Raw genomic sequence first — 22582 nt, forward strand, 5'->3', positions numbered from 1 at the left:
ATGCCTCGTCTGTTAACTATGACTGTGAATGCAAACGACCGCCCGCAGGCGGTCGTGCCGCTAAATCAGCGAATATGCTTTTTGCCTGATGCGATACGGCGGGCAGCGCTTACGCCGCCTTCTTTTCGTCGCGCAGCACGCGGCGCAGGATTTTGCCGACGTTGGTTTTCGGAAGCTCGCTGCGGAATTCGATGTACTTCGGCTTTTTATAGCCGGTGAATTCCTGTTTGCAGTAAGCCATCAATTGTTCCACCGTCAGGGTCGGGTCTTTCCGCACCACGAAGACCTTGACCGCCTCGCCGGAATGCTCGTCCGGCACGCCGATACAGGCGCATTCGAGCACACCAGGGTGTTTGGCGATGACTTCTTCGAGCTCGTTGGGGTACACATTGAAGCCCGAGACCAGGATCATATCCTTTTTGCGGTCCACGATTTTTACGAATCCGTGCTCGTCCATCACGCCGACGTCGCCGGATTTGAAGAATCCGTCGGCCGTCATGACCTTGGCCGTTTCATCCGGACGGTTCCAGTAGCCGGCCATGACCTGCGGACCGCGGATCGCGATTTCGCCCGGCTGGCCCTGGGCCACCGGCTTGCCGTCATCGTCGAGGATCGCAATGTCGGTCGATGGCACCGGCATGCCGATGTGGCCCGTGAATTCGGTCAGGTCGGAACGGTTGCAGGTGGCGACCGGTGACGTTTCGGACAAGCCGTAGCCTTCGATGATGCAGGTGCCGGTGGCCTTTTTCCATTTGTCGTTGACGATCTGCTGGGTGGCCATGCCGCCGCCGTTGGAAATCTTCAGGCCCGAGAAATCGACCTTGGTGAAATCGGGATGGTTGAGCAGCGCGTTATACAGGGTATTGACCGCCGGGAGCATGTTGATCTTGTATTTGCACAATTCCTTGATAAAGCCGCCGATATCGCGCGGATTGGGAATCAGGATATTCAGGGCGCCGACCCGCATGCCCCACATCGCGCAACAGGTCAGCGCAAAGATATGGTACAGCGGCAGCGCGCACACAATCACCACCTGCTCGACCACGGGCGCCTTGAGCAGCGCCGGTTGCGACCAGGCTTCGCTTTGCAGCACGTTGGCGATGATGTTGCGGTGGGTCAGGGTCGCGCCCTTGGACACGCCCGTGGTGCCGCCCGTGTATTGCAGGAAGGCGACGTCCGCGGAACTGGCCTTGACCGGCGTAAATGTCATTTTCTCGCCTTGCGCGAGCACATCCTTGAAGCGCACGGCGTTGGGCAGCGAAAACGCCGGCACCATTTTCTTGATGTTGCGCACCACAAAATTGACGAGCATGCCCTTGGCGCCGCCCAGCAATTCGCCCATGCTGGCCACGACGATGTGCTTGACCGGGGTCTTAGTGAGGACTTGTTCGAGCGTATGGGCAAAATTTTCCAGGACGACAATCGCTTCGCTGCCCGAATCGGTGAGCTGGTGCTCCAGTTCGCGCGGCGTGTACAGCGGGTTGACGTTGACCACGGTGTAGCCGGCGCGCAGGATGGCGGCGATGGCGATCGGGTATTGCAGCACGTTGGGCATCATCACCGCCACGCGCGCCCCCTTGGACAGGCCGCGGCTCTGGAGCCAGGCCGCCATGCGTGTCGAATACTGGTCGAGCTCGCCGTAGGTGAGGAATTTATCCATGCACACGTAGGCATTGCGCGTCGCGAATTTCTGGAAAGATTCTTCCAGTAATTGAACTAGCGAGCCGTACTGGTCGGGATCGATCTCCGCAGGGACGTTGCCGGGATAGGATTTCAGCCAAATCTTGTCCATCGTGTGCCTCTGTCTCAGAATATTATCGTTATATGGATTCGGCGCACATTGCCGACCAGTATTTTTTTCGCTCAAAAAAAATAAACCGAGCGTGCGCTTTATTACGCTGTCTGTGATGCTATCGGGCGATGCGCTCCGATGCAAGCGCTTTTGCTGCTATTTCAGACAGGCTTGATGCACGCTATTTTTGGTGCGGTGCCGCAACACCCATTGGTATGGAAGAAAACCGGCGGCTGCCGTTCAGGCGCCGGCAAGCGCTTTCAGGCGGCGGTGGCGCTCTTCACGGTCGAGCTCCGCCAGGGCTTTGGCGGCGGCGTAGAAACGGGGAAACGTCTTTTCGCGGGCCAGCAGCGCGCGGAAAGCGGGAATGAAATCGTTGTAGGTGGCGATCGAGGCCAGATGGGCATTGGACAGCGGTTCGGCGAAGAAACGGTCGTAGCCCGTGTAGCCGCCCCAGCTGGCCTTGAGCAGCTGGTAGTCGTCCTGCAACTGCTTGAACAGGCGGACCTTGGCGGCGCGCTTTTCCGCGATGCTGATTTTGGAGGCGTAGCTTGTTGCCAGCGCATCGCGACAGCCCAGCAGCAATGCCAGGAATTGTTTCTTGCGCGCCGAAATCTTGAGGTAATTGTCGCGCATGACTTCATTGCCGTAACCGCTGAGCCAGCGCTCGACACCGGCCTCTTCCACCGTGCTGGCGAAGGATTCGTTAAATTGCGAGTCGCCCGCCACGTACACCACCTGGTGCGACAGTTCGTGGAAGATCAGGCGTGCCAGTTCGGCGTCCGGGTAGTGGATGAAGGTCGACAGCAGCGGGTCGTTAAACCAGCCCAGGGTGGAATAGGCCGGCACGCCGCCGACCGAGACATCGTTGCCTTCGGCGCGCAATTCACGCGCGTAGTCGACGGCATCGTCCTTGCTGTAATAGCCGCGGTAGCTGACGCAACCGGCCACCGGAAAGCACCACTGGATGGGTTTGAGCGACAGTTCGGGCGCGGCCACCACATTCCACAGGACGAAAGGCCGGGTCAGGGCCGCGTAATTCTTGTAGCTGTTGTTGTCGGGCAGGCCCAGTTCCTTGATGGCGAAGGTGCGGATCTGGCGCGCCGTGGCCAAGCGCACGCGCAATTTGGCGTCGGTGGCCTGGTCATTGAGCCAGTCATCGATGGGGCGCGCATCGGAAAGCAGGGTCAGCTGGCCCTGGGCGGCCTGGCGGTAATAGTTCAGACTGGAACAACTGGCCAGCAGCAACGCTGCCGTGCCCACCATCAGGCCGTTCCGGGCCCGTCTGCTCAGTTTCATCCTGCACCCCCTTGGGATTCTAGGCCGCCAGTTTTTCCACCTGGACCAAGGTATCGTAAAACGTCGGCGCGCGCCCCATGTCGGTCAGGCGCTGGCTGGTCACTTCATTGGCGTTCTTGCCATCGCTGGACAGTTTCTTCCACCATACCGACAGGCCCACCACCAGGCCGGCGCGCGCTTTCGGCGTGACCCGCGCGCGCGCGACAAACGAGCCGCGGTCGTTGAAGATGCGCACCATCTGGCCATGCCCGATGCCACGTGCGGCGCTATCGTCGGGATGGATGTCGAGGTGCGGTTCGCCTTCGGTCGCGCGCAGGCTGGTCACATTGACGAAGGTCGAGTTCAGGAAATTGCGCGCCGGCGGGGAAATCATGGCCAGCGGATATTTTGCCGCCAATGCCGGGTTGCTGGCCACCGATTCGTAGGGTGGAATGTGGGTCGGCAGCGGGTCGAGCCCATCGGCGAGCATGCTGGCCGAATAGAATTCGCACTTGCCCGATGGCGTGGGAAAACCGCCTTCGGCAAACGGCGCGTCCGGCATGGCCAGCTTTTGCCAGCCCTTGCGCTTGAGCGAATCCCAGTCGAAATGGATGGCGCGCGGATGGCTGGCATCGAACGATTGGGCGGCCAACTGGTCGTCGGTTTCCTGGAAGCAGGGGTCGGTAAAGCCCATGCGCGCCGCCAGCAGACGGAAGATTTCCGTGTTGGGCTTGGCTTCGCCCAGGGGGGCGATGGCGGCGTTGTTGGCCATCATGTACAGGTGGCCGTAAGCATTGTGGGCGTCCACGTGTTCCAGTTGCGTGGTGGCGGGCAAGAGGATGTCGGCGTAGTCGGCACTGTCGGTCTGGAAATGTTCGAGCACGACGGTAAACAAGTCCTCGCGCGCGAAGCCTTGCATCACCTTGTCGGAATCGGGGGCGATGGCCAGTGGGTTGGCGTTGTAGACGATCACGGCCTCGATTTTCGGGCCGAAGGCGGGCGAGGTGTCGCGCAGCAAGTCGTCGCCGATGGTGGTCATATTGATGGTGCGCACGCTCTGCTTGAGCAAGTCCGGGCGCTGCAGCTTTGACTTGTTGACCGGGAACGAGCCCGAGGCCGACAGCTGCACCCCGCCGGCAGGGTGGCGCCAGGCGCCGACCAGGGCCGGCAGGCAGGTGATGTTGCGCACAGCCATGCCGCCGCCGCGCACGCGCTGCACCCCGTAATTGGTGCGGATGGCGACCGGTTCGCCGCGCCGCGCCGTGTCGCCATATTCGCGCGCCAGGTTTTCCACTTCCTCGGCCGAAATGCCGCAAGTCTCGGCGACCCGCTGCGGCGGCCACTCGGCGGCGCGTTCTTTCAGTTGCTCGTAGCCCAGAGTGTAGCGGGCGATGTAATCCTCGTCGACCAAGTTGTCGCGGATCAGCACATGCATGAGGCCCAGCGCCAGCGCGGCATCCGTGCCGGGCAGCAGGGCAATGTGCTGGTGGCACTTTTCGGCCGTCAGGGAACGGTAGGGATCGATCGCGATGAGGCGCGCGCCCTTGCGCTTGGCTTCCTGGACACGCATCCAGAAATGCAGGTTGGAGGCGATCGGGTTGCCGCCCCAGATGATGATCAGTTTGGCATCCTGGAATTGCTCGACATCGGTGCCGATGGTGGCGCCGATGGTGTATTTGTAGCCGGTAAAGCCCGCCGTGGCGCAGATGGTGCGGTCGAGCAAGGACGCGCCGAGGTGGTGGAAAAAGCGCGCCGACATCGAGTCGCCCTGCACCAAGCCCATGGTGCCGGCGTAGCTGTAGGGCAGGATGGCTTGGGGAGCGCGCGCGGCGATCTCTGTTAACCGGCTGGCAATGGTGTCGATCGCCTCGTCCCAGCTGATGCGCTCGAACTTGCCCTCGCCCTTGTTGCCGACCCGGCGCATGGGATGCAGCAGGCGCTCGGCGTGGTAGGTGCGCTCGGCATAGCGCGCTACCTTGGTGCACAGCACGCCGGCCGTGGTCGGATGGTCGGGGTCGCCTTTGACTTCGGTGGCGACGCCATCTTCCACAGTGATGAGCAGGGCGCAGGTATCGGGGCAGTCGTGCGGGCAGGTGGCCCGGACTTGGGTGGTGGTCATTGACGATCCAGGGAAACAGGCGTTGAAACCATTACTTTATACGATTCCGGGGTTGTTGATGAGAACCAATTCCGGTCTGCCTGAGCGATCCCCAGAAGGACGACAATAGTGCGACAAATGGGTTAACATTCCAGCATCAGTGGAGAATGACATGAACCTTGTTGAACCGATCATCGCCTTCCAGAGCGCGCTCGAGCAGATCCGGCGCGACCTGCATGCGCATCCGGAATTGTGTTACGAAGAAGTCCGCACCGCGGATGTGGTGGCGGCCCGCTTGACCGAATGGGGCATCCCCGTGGTGCGCGGCTTGGGCCTGACCGGGGTGGTGGGAATCATACAAAACGGCACGTCCAAGCGCGCGATCGGCCTGCGCGCCGATATGGATGCCTTGCCCATGCAAGAAATCAACCGCTTCGACCATGCCTCCCGCCATCCGGGCAAGATGCACGCCTGCGGCCATGACGGCCACACGGCCATGCTGCTGGGCGCGGCCTATCATCTGGCGAAACACCGCCATTTCGACGGCACCGTGTACCTGATTTTCCAGCCGGCCGAAGAAGGCGGCGGCGGCGCGCGCCGCATGATGGATGACGGCTTGTTCGAGCAGTTTCCGATGGATGCCGTGTATGGCATGCACAACTGGCCGGGCATGCCGATGGGCACGTTCGGCGTGGTGGCGGGGCCGATGATGGCGTCCAGTAATGAGTTCCGCGTCGTGGTCAAGGGCAAGGGTTGCCACGCGGCCCAGCCGCACCGCGGCATCGACCCGGTCATGGTGGCGGTGCAGATCGCCCAGGCGTGGCAAACCATTCTGTCGCGCGAGAAAAATCCGCTTGATACGGCGGTGTTGTCGATTACACAAATCCATGCGGGCAGCGCCACCAATGTGATTCCCGACGAGGCGGTGCTGATCGGCACCGTGCGCACCTTCACCACGCCGGTGCTGGACCTGATCGAGCAGCGCATGGGCGAGATCGCGCGGCATTGCGCGGCCGGCTTCAACGCGACGGTCGATTTCCAGTTCAAGCGCAACTATCCGCCGCTGGTCAACCATGCGCGCGAGACGGGCTATGCGGTCGAGGCGATGAGCGCGGTGGTCGGGGCTGACAAGGTCAATGCCAACACCGAGCCGACCATGGGCGCGGAAGATTTTGCGTTCATGCTGCAGGAAAAGCCGGGCTGCTATGTCTTCATCGGCAATGGCGAAGGCGAGCACCGGGCTGGCGGTCACGGTCTGGGGCCATGCCAGTTGCACAACGCCAGCTACGATTTCAACGACAGCCTGCTGCCGATTGGCGCCAGCTACTGGGTGCGGCTGGCGGAAATGCGGCTGGCGCCAGGTTAAGGCTGCGCGCGCGCCAGGTCCGGCGGCAACTGGTCCGGCGCTGTCCCCAGGCGCTGGCCGGGATTCATTTTCTCCAGCGCCAGCAGGGCGGCGGCGTGGTCGGCACGCGGCAGCTCCGCGGCAATGCTGCGGTAGTTCTCGGTCACGAGCGCGGTGAGCGGCAGCACCAGGCCGGCATCGGCTGCGGCCACCAGCACATTCTGCAAATCCTTGAGCTGGCTGGTCACTTGACCGCCGGGAATAAAATTGCGGTCCAGCATGCGCTGGCCATGCAGTTCGAGAATGCGGCTTTCGGCAAACCCGCCGCGGATGGCGGCGCGCACCGCAGCCGGATCGGCGCCGGCAGCCTGCGCCAGCAGCAGCGCCTCGGCCACGATGTTGAGGGTGCCCCCCACGATCAATTGATTGCACAGTTTGGCGACCTGGCCGCTGCCGGCCGGGCCGACCAGGGTGGGCCGTCCCAGCGCGCGCAGGATGGGCTCGGCTTGGGCGAAGTCATCGGGGGCGCCGCCGGCCATGATCGCCAGGCTGCCCGCCTGGGCGCCTGTCACGCCGCCGGAGACGGGCGCATCCAGGAAGCGGACCCGGGCGGCGGCAAGGCGCGCATGGAAGGCCAGGGCTTCGCCGTGCTGGGTGGAACTCATGTCGATCCAGAGCGCGCCCGGGTGCAGGCTGGGCAGGGCTGCGTCGATCAGTTCGCCGACCACTGCGCCCGATGCCAGCATGGAAATGACGATATCGGCCGCGCGCACGGCGTCATGCAGCGCGGCACAGGGGTGAGCGCCGGCGCTGCGCAGGGCATCGGCCTTGGCGGGCGAGCGGTTCCAGGCATGCACCGTCCAGCCGGCTTGCGCCAGGCGGGTGGCCATGGGCTGGCCCATCAGGCCGATGCCGAGAAATGCGATGGTGAGCGTGGTCAAAACAGCCTCCTGCAGTCGTTATATAGTGATGTCATTAAATTAAATTGCGCGCACACGTGTCCAAGGCGCGATTTTTGCTTCGCCGGTACAATATGACGATGCTAATCATTATGAATTAGCGTACCTATCTACGAAAGCTCTTCTATGTCCCTGTTAAATATGAAGCTGTGCGCCTCGCTCGCAACCTTGGCGGCGATGGCTGCGGCGCCGCCAGCATTGGCGTCCGATAAAGTCGTTGATCATGCCTCGCTGGAATTCGGCGGTGGCCCCAAGGTCCAGATGGTGCGTTTGGGCGTGCAAAAGGATTGGGAGCGGCGCTGGTTCCAGTCCAACGGTACCCATGTGAGCGGTTACTGGGATGCATCGATCGCGCAATGGCGTGGCAATGCGTATCAGAACGTCGATGGCCGACACCAGAACATCACCAATATCGGCTTCACGCCGGTGTTCCGTTTCCAGGCCGATGACATGCGTGGCTGGTACGCCGAAGCTGGTGTCGGCCTGAACTTGCTGTCCAAACTGTACGACAACGATTCCAACCGGCTGTCGACCGCGTTCCAGTTCGGCGACCATCTGGGCGTGGGCTATGTGTTCGCGAATCAATGGGATGTAGGGATGAAAGTCCAGCACTTCTCGAATGGCGGCTATAAAGAGCCCAACAGTGGCGTGAACTTCCTGCTGCTCAAGGCCTCGCGCCGGTTTTGATGCGGCAAGCTTGATGAACGGCGCCCGATGCGAATCCGGCGCCGTTTTTCGTTGGCGGATCAGTAGGACGACAATGCCTTGTCGAACTTGATCAACCACAGCAGGCTCGGCCGCTCCTTGTCGGCGCCGCGACCAACCCGGATCGTGTTGCCCTCGACGCAGCCCGGCGCGCTGTTGGTGATGAGGACGCCGGCGGCGTTCACATGACATTTGGTGACATCCGCGTCGGCCACTGTCTTGCCATCGGGACCCGTGATCCGGGTGGCCATGCCGACATCGTTGTCGTTGCTTATGGCTAAGGTATTGCCATCGACCAGGGCCAACCCTTCCGCTTTGTCGGCCAGCCAGCCGATCGCGTTCAAGTCCAACAGCAAGGTCTTTTTCAGGGGCACCACACTTGCCCAGCTGGCGCCGTTGACGGCGTCGCCGCTCATGCTGCTTTTTTCCAGGTCGGAACTGTCGGGCTTGTAGGCCTGCGCCAGGATGTTGCTGGCGGTGCCGATCTGGACCAGCATCAGCTTGTTGAATACCTTGCCGCCGGGGCCGGCGCCCTGCTCGATGACGATGAATTTGCCATTGCCCAGTGCCACCATGTCGCCCAGCTTGGCGTTGCCGGTGCGCCCGTCGGCGTAGTCCTTGGCGTCGAGCGGATAGGCGAACATGCGGGTGGTCGCGCCGCTTGCGGAATCGAACTCGAGCCAGCGGATGAAGCGGGCGAAGCGCTCGACCTGCTCGTTCTTGCCGGTCACGGCGTAGGGGGCCTTGCCATCGCTGAGCGGACTTTGCAGGAAGGCATGGATCTTGTCGCTGGCGCTGTCGAGCGCCATGCCTTCCATGCCGCGGTTGGCGCGGCGCCTGGACAGGATGGCGGGCAAGCCGCTGCCCGGCGCGTACCTGGCCTGGATGACGCCGCTGGCCGGGTCGATCCGGAGCAGGAAGGGGCCGTATTCGTCCGTCACCCACAAGGCCTTGCGGCGCGCATCGAGGGCGATGGCTTCGCTGTCGATGCCGCCGGCGTTGAAACCCGCCTTGCCTGAGGAATCGAATTTCATGGCATCGAAGACGGGGATTTCGGCCGAGTTGCCGAGCGATCCGGCCGGCACCGGCAAGCCCGAGGCGTTGACCTCGGGCGCGACCTTGATCGGCAGGCTGGCGGTCAGGCTGGCGCCATTTTTGCCGATGGTGAACACCCCGATCAGAAACGGGCCGCCGCCTTGACCTGATAGCGCATCACCTTAGCGACCACATTGCCGAGTGGCGTGGACTGGGTAAAGTGCTCGACGGCGGGGCCGCCGATGGCGTTGCCGGCCAGCGCCGCTTCTGCGTCGCCCGCGAGCTCAAAACCGTTCGACGGATGGTTATCCTCGTCGAGCCCTTGCACGGCGGCCTCGGGAAACACGCCGGTTTGCGCGGCAGGCGCAAGTCCGGTCACGGCGGCGGTCAGGAAAAGTTGCGGCAGAAATTTCATGCAGGCCTCATCAGGGAGATCGGTCGACGCCGGAGTGTACTGAGCAAGGGGATGCCATCGCTTTTTGACGAACATCAAGCTTACTCTATTTGAAATTGAACTTTTACTGAACAGCCGCAGTATGCTTTTTCCATCAGGCAGAAGGAGGGCATGACAATGCGCATTCTGATCATGGCGTTACTGTTGGCGGCGGCACCGCGCACGCTGGCCGAGAGCAGTTGGCTCACCGTGGACGCAGCGGCTTACCATCTTCTGCGCCCTGCCCTGCCGGCCATGCGCTTGCATGCGCCCGCCGCCGCCGCGGCTGCCAGTACCGCGCCGGTGGTGCTGGTGGAAGTGCCGGCGCAAGACGTGGCCGGAGTGGCGCGCCTGCTGCACGGCAAGCTCGGGCATTGTGGGGGCTTCATGTTTCACGCCGATCAAGCCAGTGCCCAGCGTAGCTTGGCGCAGGCGGTGGCGGCACCCTTGCCCGGTTTGGTGCCGCCAGCCTACGGGATCGCCAACCGGGCCAGGGTCACGCCGCTGCTGGCGCGCATGGAGGCGAAACAGATCGCGCGCACTATCGCCGGCCTGGCGGCCTTCCCCGACCGTTTCTACAACACCGCGCACGGGGCGCGCGCATCCGAGTGGCTGCGCCAGGGCTGGGCGGCCGTGGGTGAAGGTCACGGCAAGGTATTGGTCGAGACGTTCGCTCACGCGGGATACCCGCAGGCATCGGTGATTGCAACGATTGCGGGTTCCGACTTGGCCGACGAAGTCGTCGTGCTCGGCGCCCATCTCGATTCGATCAACACGCACGCCATGGAGGAACAGGGCGCGCTGCAAGCCCCCGGCGCCGATGACGATGCGTCCGGCGTGGCGGGCCTGACCGAGGTGCTGCGCGCGCTGAGCGAGAGCAAGTACCGGCCGCGCCGCACCATCAAGCTGATCGCCTACGCCGCCGAGGAAGTGGGCTTGCGCGGTTCGCAAGACCTGGCGCGCGCGTTCCGCCAGGCCGGCGTCCGGGTGGTCGGGGTGCTGCAGCTGGACATGATCAACTACAAGGGCTCGGACGAGGATATCTATCTGCTGCGCGATTACAGCAATGCGGAACAGAATGATTTCATCAAAAAATTGATCACCACCTACCTGCCGGGGATCCGGGTCGGTAGCGATGATTGCGGTTATGCCTGCTCTGACCATGCCTCCTGGCATGCCGAAGGCTACCCCGCGTCCATGCCTTTCGAGTCCTCGCTGGCGCAAGCCAATCCCTACATGCACAGCAAGAACGATACCTTCGCGAACTCCGGCGGGCAAGCCGTGCATGCGCTCAAGTTCGCCCGGCTGGCTGCGGCCTTTGCAATCGAGCTCGGCAGTTCCAAGCCTTAACGGCTCATGCTCAATAGATATAAAATTGCCGTAAGCCATTGATTTATATATACATTTACTGTGAACATAATCCGACACTCTGCGCTGCGCGCCGCTTCCTCGTGATAATATTTTTTCAAAGTATGCATACCGTTTATGCAATTCAGGCATCCGACCGGTGCGGCCATTGTGGCTGCATTGTTTTTTGGATGAGCGCCGTCTGACCCACCGGTCACGCCATCGCTCGGCAAATGGGCTACAACGCCCATCTATAAAAAAGGAAAATCCGATGGAGAATCAAGTGCACCAATTTCAGCGTCGCACGATGCCTGCCCTGCTTGCAGTCCTGATTTCCGGCTTGCTGGCAACGACGAGCGCGAGCGCCGCCCCCGGTAAAGGATGGATCACCGTGGGCGACGCCGCCTATACGCATTTGCAGAAAGTTGCACCGCAAGCGATTGCGCGCCAGAGTCAGCTTGTGAGGACCAATGACCAGGCCGGTATCGTCGCTTCGGAAAAAGTTCATCTGGTGCAGGTGAACGAAGAAGAGATGTTGAAGCTGAACGCAGCGATCCACAAGGAACTCAGGCGTTGCGGCGGCTACATGTATCACGAGAGCGAAGCCGACGGCAAGCGCGCACTGGCCAAGCTGGCAGCGCCGGCCAGCACGGCCAGCCTGGCAACCCTGGCGCGGCCGAGCTATGTGCTCGACAACCAGGCCTTGGTGGCGCCAGTGCTGTCGCAAATGCAGGCCGGTAATATCGAGACGACGATTGGCGAACTGGCGTCGTTCCAGAACCGCTTTTATACGACCACGGGCGGCACCGATGCGTCCAACTGGCTCAAGCAAAAATGGGCCGGCATGGCAACCGGCCGCGCCGATATCGCGGTGACGCAATTCGCGCATACCGGCTACAACCAGAAGTCGGTGATTTTGACCATTACCGGGACGGATAATCCATCCGAGGTGATCGTGCTGGGCGGACACCTCGATTCGACCGCCGGTTCCGGCACCGGTGAATCGTCGCGCGCGCCGGGCGCCGATGACGATGCGTCGGGTATCGCCAGCATGACCGAAGTGCTGCGCTCGATGATTGCCAACGGCTACAAGCCGCGCCGCACCATCAAGATGATCGGTTATGCCGCCGAAGAAGTGGGCTTGCGCGGTTCGCAAGCGATTGCCCAGAACTTCAAGGCCAATAACGTGAATGTGGTCGGGGTGATGCAGCTCGACATGACCAATTACAAAGGCTCGGCCAACGATATTTATATCTATACCGACTATACCGACAGCCTGCAGAACGACTTCGTCGTCAAGCTGATCAACACGTATCAGCCGACCCTGACCATCGGCTACGACAAATGCGGTTATGGCTGCTCGGATCACGCGTCATGGAATGCGCAGGGTTATTACACGTCGATGCCGTTCGAGACCTCGTTCACCCAGGATAATCCGTATATCCACACGGCCAACGATACGTTCGCCAATGCCGGCGGCCAGGCCAATCACTCGCTCAAGTTTGCGCGGCTGGCGGCCTCGTTCGCCATCGAGCTGGGCAGCGATGGCGCCGTGGTCGGCGGCGGCGACAAGACCGAAACGTTTACGGGCAGCCTGACCTCGGGCCAGAAGAAGACCTTCGGTCCGTTCAAGGCGGCGATCGGCTCGGTGGTCTCGTCCACCACCGGAACCGGCGACACGGATCTGTATGTGCGCAGAACATCGGTGCCAACCACCTCGTCCTACACCTGCAAGTCGGATGGCTCCACCAGCACGGAAAGCTGCACGGTGAATATGACGGCCAATGGCGATGTGTATGTGCTGTTGAACGGTTATACGTCGTCAAGCTATACCCTGAAAGTGACGTACAAGCCGCAATAAACGCCGGATGACGGCGAGCAGTCCGGGCCGCGCGCATGTCTGTATGGACTCGCGCGGCTTTCAGCTTTCATTATGTGGTTTGTGCCGCGGGCGTGAAAAAGCCCGCCAGGGCGGGCTTGTGTGCGCGGGCGCGCGTCCTGTTTTACTTCTTTTTGAGCGGCAGGCCGGCAAAGCGTGGCCATTCGACCTTGCTCTCGAATGATTTGATCTCGTTCCAGCCCGGTTCAAAATCCCCATCCTTCAGTTCCAGCAGTTCACGTTCCAGCATTTGCCTGAGCGCAGCCACATAGCCGATTTTTGCGCCGTTGAACGGGCGCGTGACCAGCACGTTTTGTACCGCCAGTGCCTGCACATTGTAGACGCCGAGATTCTTGTAGGTGTATGGGCGCACGCTGTATGGACTGCTGATCGGGACATCGAAGCCGGCCAAGGTGAGCCCGCTGTTGGGCGCCAGGCGGGTGATCTGGCCGTGCGGCCAGCCGGCCACCGAGAACGCGGCATAAGCCTCGCCCGAGAGGACTTTTTGAAACGCGATGGCGTCGCTGTCGACGTCGATGTAGCGCATGTTATAGCCGAGGACCTTATCGAGCTGGCGTACCATCAGCTGAGCCGAGCCGACCAGTGCGACCGGCGCGCCGCGCAATTCGGACATCCTGGTGATGCGCACCGTCCGGGTATCGCCTTTGAGCACGCCGTATTTCTTGGGGCCTTCCAGGATCAGGCCATTGGCGGAGGTGACGATGTGCAGGTAATTGCTGTTCAGTGCCGCCACTACCATCAGCGAAGCGATATTTGCGTCGCCTTCGGCCATTTTCTTGAGGGCGTCCATCGGCACGATGCCGACATCGGCTTTCTTGATCGAGAGCGTGGTCAGGTTATCCAGGCCGCCTTCGGTGTTCACTTCGCACAGCGGCATGGTATTTTTCGAGACGCGCACCAGGTCGGCGTACAGTTTGGAATAACCTTTGCCGGCGGGGCCGGTGGCCACTTTCAGTCCTTCGCAGGGGGCAGCGGGAGCGCCATCCATTTTGGCCGCCTGCGCTGCCGATACGGTCAGTCCGAACATCAGGGAGATCATTACGCGGGTTTTCATATGTGCCTTTTTTAGAAGTTGAAGTTTTTATTTGGCTGCGGCTGCGTGTCGACCGGCTGGACCGGGGTTGCTGCGTCGTCGTTATGCGGGGCCAGTAAAGCTGCGGCAAGTACGAGCAAGACCACGAGCAAGGTGCCGCCCCAGCGGATGCATTTCCAGAACATCGATTACCTCCTTACTTTTTCAGTACTGCCAATCCCGATCGCACTCAGGTCGATCGACATGCCGTCGTCGAACGACAGCTCCTTTGCGCTGCTGAGTTTTTCCGCTTCCATTTCGAGTTCGGAGAACACCTGGTTGAAGTTGTCGCGCACGCTGTCGAAGGCTTCGTCGGCCAGCATCTGGTTCAGCAGTTCCTGGCCGCTGGTGGCGTTCAGGTTCTGGATCGCGGCCTGGCCTGCCTGGCCGAAGCGCCATTCGAATTTTTTGTCTTCGACTACCTCGCTCAGCTGCACCAGGGCCAGTTCGGCATTTTTGTATTTCACGACCAGCAGGACGTGCGCTTCTTTCATGGCCTTGACTGCGTTTTCCTGGCGGCTGGCATCGTAGCCGGGCTTCTGGCGTTTGCGTTCCTCGATCATGTCGCTCATGCTTTTGATTTGGGCGCCGATGTTCACCACCGCTTTTTTGAACGCCACCACACGCTGGCGTTTTTGCAGCAAAAAATTCTGTAGCTGCTCGATCGGGTTGGCGCGGGCTTCCGCTTTGCGCGCCGCGAGCAAGCGGTTTTCCAGCTTTTGCCCGAACAGCGGGAGAGCCTGGAAGAGCGCCACGCCGACGGCGCCGATCAGCGCGAGGGCGATCAAGCCCAAGCCGGCGCTGACGGCGCCCCAGATGATGGGCGCCAGGGTAGCCAGCACCGATGTTCCCGCCACGCCCGCGGCGATGCGCACTGCCCAGACGCGCTGCTGTTCGGTTACCGGGCCGGAGTCGTTGCTCACTAAGTTTTTCATGCTGTCTCCTGGTTGATTTGAATGTGCGTGAGGCTAGGGGCGTCCAAGGTCGGCGCCTGGCATGTGGCAGGGGCGAAAAAAAAGGCATCCGATGGGATGCCTTTGATGTCGTATTGCGCAGAACGGGTCACGTTCGTGCACGGAGTGGGGGGAGTGTCCGCCGCCACTTGCATGTCGCGCGGTGTCGGGCGTGTTCGCCGGGAGGGGAAGTTGGTGTTCTGGTTCTTGTTGCCGCTCATTGTGTCCGCCTTATTCTCGTTTTTATGGGTTCCAGCATATGACGGTAATATGACAGGATGATGACATGCCGGACAAATGACATGTGCAAGCATCAATTGTTGTACGGTTGAGGGGAGGGAGAATGCCGAAGTTACGAAAATGCGGACGAAAAAAAACCCCACATTTCTGCGGGGTTTTCTTCTTATAACTAGCCTGACGATAACCTACTTTCACACTGGTTGCAGCACTATCATCGGCGTAAAATCGTTTCACGGTCCTGTTCGGGATGGGAAGGGGTGGTACCGATTTACTATGGTCATCAGGCATAACTTGTATAGCTTGGTGCTCCCGACCGGGCAGCACTAGCTTGAATCTGGAAGAAGTATCGTTTTATTGTATTACTTGGGTAGTGATCTGCGTATCAACACAAAACACAACGCGCATTTCTTATCTCTGTACCTGCTAAGGTTATAGGGACAAGCCGTACGGGCAATTAGTATCAGTTAGCTTAATGCATTACTGCACTTCCACACCTGACCTATCAACGTCCTGGTCTCGAACGACCCTTTAAAGAGCTCAAGGCTCTGGGAAATCTCATCTCAAGGCAAGTTTCCCGCTTAGATGCTTTCAGCGGTTATCTCTTCCAGACTTAGCTACCCGGCAATGCCACTGGCGTGACAACCGGTACACCAGAGGTCTGTCCACTCCGGTCCTCTCGTACTAGGAGCAGCCCCCTTCAAATTTCCAACGCCCACGGCAGATAGGGACCAAACTGTCTCACGACGTTTTAAACCCAGCTCACGTACCACTTTAAATGGCGAACAGCCATACCCTTGGGACCGGCTACAGCCCCAGGATGTGATGAGCCGACATCGAGGTGCCAAACTCCCCCGTCGATATGAACTCTTGGGAGGAATCAGCCTGTTATCCCCAGAGTACCTTTTATCCGTTGAGCGATGGCCCTTCCATACAGAACCACCGGATCACTATGTCCTACTTTCGTACCTGCTCGACTTGTCAGTCTCGCAGTTAAGCACGCTTATGCCATTGCACTATCAACACGATGTCCGACCGTATCTAGCGTACCTTCGAACTCCTCCGTTACACTTTAGGAGGAGACCGCCCCAGTCAAACTGCCTACCATGCACTGTCCCCGATCCGGATAACGGACCAAGGTTAGAACCTCAAACAAACCAGGGTGGTATTTCAAGGATGGCTCCACGAAGACTGGCGTCCCCGCTTCAAAGCCTCCCACCTATCCTACACAGATTGGTTCAAAGTCCAATGCAAAGCTACAGTAAAGGTTCATGGGGTCTTTCCGTCTAGCCGCGGGTAGATTGCATCATCACAAACATTTCAACTTCGCTGAGTCTCGGGAGGAGACAGTGTGGCCATCGTTACGCCATTCGTGCAGGTCGGAACTTACCCGACAAGGAATTTCGCTACCTTAGGACCGTTATAGTTACGGCCGCCGTTTACTGGGACTTCAATCAAGAGCTTGCACCCCATCATTTAATCTTCCAGCACCGGGCAGGCGTCACACCCTATACGTCCACTTTCGTGTTTGCAGAGTGCTGTGTTTTTATTAAACAGTCGCAGCCACCAGTTTATTGCAACCCTTTCACCCTCATGGAGTAAACCAATCAAGCTACCGGGGCGTACCTTTTCCCGAAGTTACGGTACCAATTTGCCGAGTTCCTTCTCCCGAGTTCTCTCAAGCGCCTTAGAATACTCATCTCGCCCACCTGTGTCGGTTTGCGGTACGGTCTCGTATGACTGAAGCTTAGAGGCTTTTCTTGGAACCACTTCCGATTGCTTCAGAACCTAAGTTCCTCGTCTCGACCCCTTGAATTACGTGCCCGGATTTGCCTAAGCACCTTCTATGAGTCAAAAACCAACACTTCCAACCGTTGGACAACCTTCCGCGATCCGTCCCCCCATCGCATCATACGACGGTGCAGGAATATTAACCTGCTTCCCATCAGCTACGCATCTCTGCCTCGCCTTAGGGGCCGACTCACCCTGCTCCGATGAACGTTGAACAGGAAACCTTGGGCTTACGGCGTGGGAGCTTTTCACTCCCATTATCGCTACTCATGTCAGCATTCGCACTTCTGATACCTCCAGCATCCTTTACAAGACACCTTCGCAGGCTTACAGAACGCTCTCCTACCATATATGCAAGCATATATCCGCAGCTTCGGTGACTGGCTTAGCCCCGTTACATCTTCCGCGCAGGACGACTCGATCAGTGAGCTATTACGCTTTCTTTAAATGATGGCTGCTTCTAAGCCAACATCCTGACTGTTTTAGCCTTCCCACTTCGTTTTCCACTTAGCCAATCTTTGGGACCTTAGCTGGCGGTCTGGGTTGTTTCCCTCTTGACGCCGGACGTTAGCACCCGACGTCTGTCTCCCAAGCTCGCACTCATCGGTATTCGGAGTTTGCAATGGTTTGGTAATTCGCAATGAACCCCTAGCCATAACAGTGCTCTACCCCCGATGGTGATACTTGAGGCACTACCTAAATAGTTTTCGGAGAGAACCAGCTATTTCCAAGTTTGTTTAGCCTTTCACCCCTACCCACAGCTCATCCCCTAATTTTTCAACATTAGTGGGTTCGGACCTCCAGGGCGTGTTACCGCACCTTCATCCTGGCCATGAGTAGATCACTTGGTTTCGGGTCTACACCCAGCGACTGTCGCCCTATTCGGACTCGATTTCTCTACGGCTTCCCTATACGGTTAACCTTGCCACTGAATGTAAGTCGCTGACCCATTATACAAAAGGTACGCAGTCACGGAACAAGTCCGCTCCTACTGTTTGTATGCACACGGTTTCAGGATCTATTTCACTCCCCTTCCGGGGTTCTTTTCGCCTTTCCCTCACGGTACTGGTTCACTATCGGTCGATTACGAGTATTTAGCCTTGGAGGATGGTCCCCCCATATTCAGACAGGATTTCTCGTGTCCCGCCCTACTTGTCGCACGCTTAGTTCCACACATCGAATTTCGTATAAGGGGCTATCACCCTCTATGGCACCAATTTCCAGTGGTTTCTACTATCCGTCATGCTAAAACGTGCAGGCTCATCCCATTTCGCTCGCCACTACTTTGGGAATCTCGGTTGATTTATTTTCCTGCAGCTACTTAGATGTTTCAGTTCGCCGCGTTCGCTTTGCATACCTATGTATTCAGTATGCAATGACCTGTAAAGGCCGGGTTTCCCCATTCGGAAATCTGCGGATCAAAGCTTGTTTGCTAGCTCCCCGCAGCTTATCGCAAGCTACTACGTCCTTCATCGCCTGTAATCGCCAAGGCATCCACCATGTGCACTTATTCGCTTGTCCCTATAACGTTAGCCTCTGATCTTGACGATCAAAGAGCGTTACAGAGATAAGAAAGTACAGCGTTGTTGCTTTGTTTTGATACATACAATCACTACCCATCGAACCGCCTGTCGGCGATTCGATTAAAACTTTACTTCTTCCAGATTGTTAAAGAACGAAACAGCTTTTAATCTCTGAAAGATCAAACCTAAACCCAGGCGCCAATTGCGCTGACTTACGTTTGTACTTTCAAGAGTTAAGTAGAGTGGTGGAGGATGACGGGATCGAACCGACGACCCCCTGCTTGCAAAGCAGGTGCTCTCCCAGCTGAGCTAATCCCCCAAGGTATATCTAAAGACATAACTGGTAGGGCTGGTTGGACTCGAACCAACGACCCCCGCGTTATCAACACGGTGCTCTAACCAGCTGAGCTACAGCCCCGACTTGGACACTGCTACTGTTTCTTCTAAATTCAACAGTCGATAAGAGTGGACGCTTAATGAACTGACTCTATAGTCAGGTGCAACTCTAGAAAGGAGGTGATCCAGCCGCACCTTCCGATACGGCTACCTTGTTACGACTTCACCCCAGTCACGAATCCTACCGTGGTAAGCGCCCCCCTTGCGGTTAAGCTACCTACTTCTGGTAAAACCCGCTCCCATGGTGTGACGGGCGGTGTGTACAAGACCCGGGAACGTATTCACCGCGACATGCTGATCCGCGATTACTAGCGATTCCAACTTCATGTAGTCGAGTTGCAGACTACAATCCGGACTACGATACACTTTCTGGGATTAGCTCCCCCTCGCGGGTTGGCGGCCCTCTGTATGTACCATTGTATGACGTGTGAAGCCCTACCCATAAGGGCCATGAGGACTTGACGTCATCCCCACCTTCCTCCGGTTTGTCACCGGCAGTCTCATTAGAGTGCTCTTTCGTAGCAACTAATGACAAGGGTTGCGCTCGTTGCGGGACTTAACCCAACATCTCACGACACGAGCTGACGACAGCCATGCAGCACCTGTGTTACGGTTCTCTTTCGAGCACACCTCGATCTCTCGTGGCTTCCGTACATGTCAAGGGTAGGTAAGGTTTTTCGCGTTGCATCGAATTAATCCACATCATCCACCGCTTGTGCGGGTCCCCGTCAATTCCTTTGAGTTTTAATCTTGCGACCGTACTCCCCAGGCGGTCTACTTCACGCGTTAGCTGCGTTACCAAGTTAATTAAAACCCGACAACTAGTAGACATCGTTTAGGGCGTGGACTACCAGGGTATCTAATCCTGTTTGCTCCCCACGCTTTCGTGCATGAGCGTCAATCTTGACCCAGGGGGCTGCCTTCGCCATCGGTGTTCCTCCACATCTCTACGCATTTCACTGCTACACGTGGAATTCTACCCCCCTCTGCCAGATTCTAGCCTTGCAGTCTCCATCGCAATTCCCAGGTTGAGCCCGGGGATTTCACGACAGACTTACAAAACCGCCTGCGCACGCTTTACGCCCAGTAATTCCGATTAACGCTTGCACCCTACGTATTACCGCGGCTGCTGGCACGTAGTTAGCCGGTGCTTATTCTTCAGGTACCGTCATTAGCAAGGGATATTAGCCCTCACCGTTTCTTCCCTGACAAAAGAGCTTTACAACCCGAAGGCCTTCTTCACTCACGCGGCATTGCTGGATCAGGCTTTCGCCCATTGTCCAAAATTCCCCACTGCTGCCTCCCGTAGGAGTCTGGACCGTGTCTCAGTTCCAGTGTGGCTGGTCGTCCTCTCAGACCAGCTACTGATCGATGCCTTGGTAGGCCTTTACCCCACCAACTAGCTAATCAGATATCGGCCGCTCCAGGAGCATGAGGTTCTTGCGAATCCCCCACTTTCATCCTTAGATCGTATGCGGTATTAGCGTAACTTTCGCTACGTTATCCCCCACTCCAGGGTACGTTCCGATATATTACTCACCCGTTCGCCACTCGCCGCCAGGTTGCCCCGCGCTGCCGTTCGACTTGCATGTGTAAGGCATGCCGCCAGCGTTCAATCTGAGCCAGGATCAAACTCTTCAGTTCAATCTCTGTTTAATGTCCTTGCGGACAGATCGCTCACTCAAAATACTGACAGGCCACTTCTTGCGAAGCGCCTAATTTCTTTTTTGTGAACATTTGATAATTTAAGTATTCAACATCGCTTACGCTCTGTTGGCACCTTCATCAAACGCCCACACTTATCGACTGTTAATTGTTAAAGAACTTATTCTGTATTACTTCTGCCGTTTGCTACGAAGCGTTGTGTTCGTTGCAGCAGAGAGGTGAGATTATGCAGCGTTTCGCGTTTCTCGTCAACCCCTTTTTGTTACTTCGCTTCTTTCGAAACGCCCCTGATCTGTCCTGCAACTACTTGATTTCGCTACTGAATCAGCGGGGAGGCGAACTATAGCAAAGGCTCTTGAGTTTGACAAGGTGCCCATGGCATTTACTTTAGCTCGTGGCGACACTGTGTCGTTATCGACATCGCCTGGAGGGCAAGCCAGCTCCCTCCCCACTTCAGCCAGGGCAAGCGCCGCAAGTCATACGAGCCAATTGATCACAGGGAATGTGTGCAAAACCTACGCGCGATACCGGCATGTATTGCGCTAAAGAAATTACATCGTTACCCTGTAATTACGCGCGGTGTCTCATCCGCCCCGACGACTTCATAGCAAACTGCCTCTTAAACATGAAATTTCCTTCTCGTGCCCTCCCGCGTATGGAAACGCTCGTGATCGGATTGATCGTGCTGACTGCAGCGCTGCTCATCTGGCAACATTTTGGGATGGAAAGGATTATGGAGTTCTCCGCCGCCAGCGGGCGGCCGGTGGAGCTTGTGGACGACCGTCTGCAACAAGGCGGCAGTGTCGCAAGGCTCACGCGACGCCCCGATGCGCTCATCATGGACTGCGACCTGCGCCTTAAGTTCGAATGGCCATACTGCCGCTTCCTTTTTATTCTGAGCAAAAACGAATTTGGCGTCGATCTGTCGGAATTCGACTCCATCAGCTTCGATATATCGTACGACGGCCCGGGCGACCATACCGTACGGATATTTCTCCGCAATTTTGAGCCTGGCATGTCGACATTGGACGACTACATGTCGCAGAAGGTAAACGAGGTCCACGTTATCGTCCCTGCGAAAGGCATCGTCAAAATACCTGTGAAGGTCCTGCGCGCCGCACCGTGGTGGACCGATATGCGCCACGTTCCGTTCCTGCACGCGGATATGCGTATCGATAACGTCACGTCAGTCGACTTATCGATCGGCGCCCGTGATACTGCGGGACACCATCGCGTCGAGTTAAGATCGCTCAAATTCCACGGAAAGCTCATCAGCCAGAACCGCTTGCTTCTGATATTGATGGGAATGTGGATCGGCTGTGCCGTGGTGTGGCTGGGCTTGGCCCTCCGTCATTCCCGATCGCAGCTCACCAATAGCACGACGCGGCTCGCCTTACTTAGCAAGGTGAATGAAGCCCTGGAGCTGGAAACACGCGAACTGGCCGGCCAGGCCTACTCCGATCCTCTCACCCAGGTTTTGAACCGGGAGGGCTTGCGCGCTGCGTTGATGGAACGATGGCAGCATCCCGATTCGTCACATGAGCTGTTCGCGGTGATTTTTGTGGATATCGACCACTTTAAAAAGGTGAACGATACCCATGGCCATGGCGTCGGCGACGACGTGTTATGCGCTTTCGCTGCTGCGATACAACATGGGATTCGCGCGAGCGACAAACTGGCGCGTTGGGGAGGGGAAGAATTCTTGATCATATGCTCCGGCACCAAGGCGAGCGATGCTCATTTGTTGGCAGAGAAGCTGCGCGAAGGATTGAATTCTCAGATCTGGCCGGGCGGCCTTCGGATTACCGCGTCTTTCGGAGTGACCGCCCTCCAACCTGGAGAGGTCATTGGCGAAGCGATCAAGCGCGCCGACGGTGCTCTTTACCAAGCCAAATCGAACGGCAGGAACTGCGTGCGGGTTGCTTGAGCCCGCCACCGCCAAGCCGCATCCAATTATTTCGAGATCAGCGGGGACCCGAATGGAAGCTACTTTGCAGGCGAGTTTGAACTAACCTGGGCGAGGCACCTTATTTCAGCGGCTCGATGGTGCAAT

The 22582-nt window shown here is 58.3% G+C and carries 14 protein-coding genes, 2 tRNA genes and 3 rRNA genes; 5 read left to right on the forward strand and 14 right to left on the reverse strand.

Annotated features, from left to right (window positions below):
* Positions 1-109: 109 nt before the first annotated feature.
* The 3 genes from IV454_RS05860 to IV454_RS05870 all read right to left on the reverse strand — a co-directional run bounded on the left by IV454_RS05860 (position 110) and on the right by IV454_RS05870 (position 5189).
* Complete coding sequence (locus tag IV454_RS05860; RefSeq protein ID WP_206090711.1) at positions 110-1792, reverse strand: long-chain fatty acid--CoA ligase; 1683 nt, start codon at positions 1790-1792, stop codon at positions 110-112.
* Between the two features lie 240 nt (positions 1793-2032).
* Complete coding sequence (locus tag IV454_RS05865) at positions 2033-3091, reverse strand: aminopeptidase (protein WP_206090712.1); 1059 nt, start codon at positions 3089-3091, stop codon at positions 2033-2035.
* Positions 3092-3110: 19 nt separating this feature from the next.
* Positions 3111-5189, reverse strand: coding sequence for a molybdopterin-containing oxidoreductase family protein (locus IV454_RS05870; RefSeq protein ID WP_206090713.1), 2079 nt, complete (start codon positions 5187-5189; stop codon positions 3111-3113).
* 151 nt (positions 5190-5340) lie between these two features.
* On the opposite strand from IV454_RS05870, the gene IV454_RS05875 reads away from it, so the two are divergent.
* Positions 5341-6534, forward strand: coding sequence for a M20 aminoacylase family protein (locus tag IV454_RS05875; RefSeq protein ID WP_206090714.1), 1194 nt, complete (start codon positions 5341-5343; stop codon positions 6532-6534).
* Here the strand turns inward: IV454_RS05875 and IV454_RS05880 are convergent.
* Positions 6531-7454: an NAD(P)-dependent oxidoreductase gene (locus tag IV454_RS05880; RefSeq protein WP_206090715.1), complete on the reverse strand. Its 924-nt coding sequence runs from the start codon at positions 7452-7454 to the stop codon at positions 6531-6533. The genes IV454_RS05875 and IV454_RS05880 overlap by 4 nt on opposite strands.
* 144 nt (positions 7455-7598) lie before the next feature.
* Here IV454_RS05880 and IV454_RS05885 point away from each other — a divergent pair, with 144 nt between their 5' ends.
* Complete coding sequence (locus IV454_RS05885; RefSeq protein WP_206090716.1) at positions 7599-8159, forward strand: acyloxyacyl hydrolase; 561 nt, start codon at positions 7599-7601, stop codon at positions 8157-8159.
* 59 nt (positions 8160-8218) lie between these two features.
* Here the strand turns inward: IV454_RS05885 and IV454_RS05890 are convergent, their stop codons facing one another.
* Complete coding sequence (locus IV454_RS05890; RefSeq protein ID WP_229522082.1) at positions 8219-9349, reverse strand: esterase-like activity of phytase family protein; 1131 nt, start codon at positions 9347-9349, stop codon at positions 8219-8221.
* A 5-nt stretch (positions 9350-9354) separates the two neighbouring features.
* Entirely contained in the window at positions 9355-9702 is a 348-nt protein-coding gene (locus IV454_RS32720) for a hypothetical protein (RefSeq protein WP_229522083.1), read from the reverse strand.
* A gap of 75 nt (positions 9703-9777) precedes the next feature.
* Between IV454_RS32720 and IV454_RS05895 the strand changes: the two genes are divergently transcribed.
* Positions 9778-10995: a M20/M25/M40 family metallo-hydrolase gene (locus tag IV454_RS05895; RefSeq protein WP_229522084.1), complete on the forward strand. Its 1218-nt coding sequence runs from the start codon at positions 9778-9780 to the stop codon at positions 10993-10995.
* Between the two features lie 280 nt (positions 10996-11275).
* Complete coding sequence (locus IV454_RS05900) at positions 11276-12853, forward strand: M20/M25/M40 family metallo-hydrolase (RefSeq protein ID WP_229522085.1); 1578 nt, start codon at positions 11276-11278, stop codon at positions 12851-12853.
* Between the two features lie 142 nt (positions 12854-12995).
* On the opposite strand, the gene IV454_RS05905 is transcribed toward IV454_RS05900, so the two are convergent.
* From IV454_RS05905 to IV454_RS05940, 8 genes are all read right to left on the reverse strand, one after another.
* The gene (locus IV454_RS05905) at positions 12996-13946 is read right to left on the reverse strand and encodes a TAXI family TRAP transporter solute-binding subunit (protein ID WP_206090717.1); all 951 of its coding nucleotides are present in this window, start codon (positions 13944-13946) and stop codon (positions 12996-12998) included.
* Positions 13947-13957: 11 nt separating this feature from the next.
* Positions 13958-14110 carry a hypothetical protein gene (locus IV454_RS05910; RefSeq protein ID WP_206090718.1) on the reverse strand — a complete coding sequence of 51 codons (153 nt, stop codon included), beginning with the start codon at positions 14108-14110 and terminating at the stop codon, positions 13958-13960.
* A gap of 3 nt (positions 14111-14113) precedes the next feature.
* Positions 14114-14899: a hypothetical protein gene (locus IV454_RS05915; RefSeq protein ID WP_206090719.1), complete on the reverse strand. Its 786-nt coding sequence runs from the start codon at positions 14897-14899 to the stop codon at positions 14114-14116.
* Between the two features lie 430 nt (positions 14900-15329).
* Positions 15330-15442, reverse strand: a 5S ribosomal RNA gene (gene rrf, locus IV454_RS05920).
* Positions 15443-15590: 148 nt separating this feature from the next.
* Positions 15591-18466 (reverse strand): 23S ribosomal RNA (locus IV454_RS05925).
* 245 nt (positions 18467-18711) lie between these two features.
* Positions 18712-18787: transfer RNA gene (locus tag IV454_RS05930), tRNA-Ala, on the reverse strand.
* 22 nt (positions 18788-18809) lie between these two features.
* Positions 18810-18886 (reverse strand) — tRNA-Ile (locus tag IV454_RS05935).
* A gap of 91 nt (positions 18887-18977) precedes the next feature.
* A 16S ribosomal RNA gene (locus IV454_RS05940) occupies positions 18978-20508 on the reverse strand.
* The 16S, 23S and 5S rRNA genes sit together here with 2 tRNA genes alongside, the layout of an rRNA operon.
* Before the next feature lie 688 nt (positions 20509-21196).
* Between IV454_RS05940 and IV454_RS05945 the strand changes: the two genes are divergently transcribed.
* On the forward strand, positions 21197-22456 hold the full coding sequence (locus IV454_RS05945; protein ID WP_206090720.1) for a GGDEF domain-containing protein: 1260 nt from the start codon (positions 21197-21199) through the stop codon (positions 22454-22456).
* The last annotated feature ends 126 nt before the right edge of the window (positions 22457-22582 follow it).

The sequence above is a fragment of the Massilia antarctica genome, from assembly GCF_015689335.1.
Classification (GTDB): domain Bacteria; phylum Pseudomonadota; class Gammaproteobacteria; order Burkholderiales; family Burkholderiaceae_D; genus Telluria_A; species Telluria_A antarctica.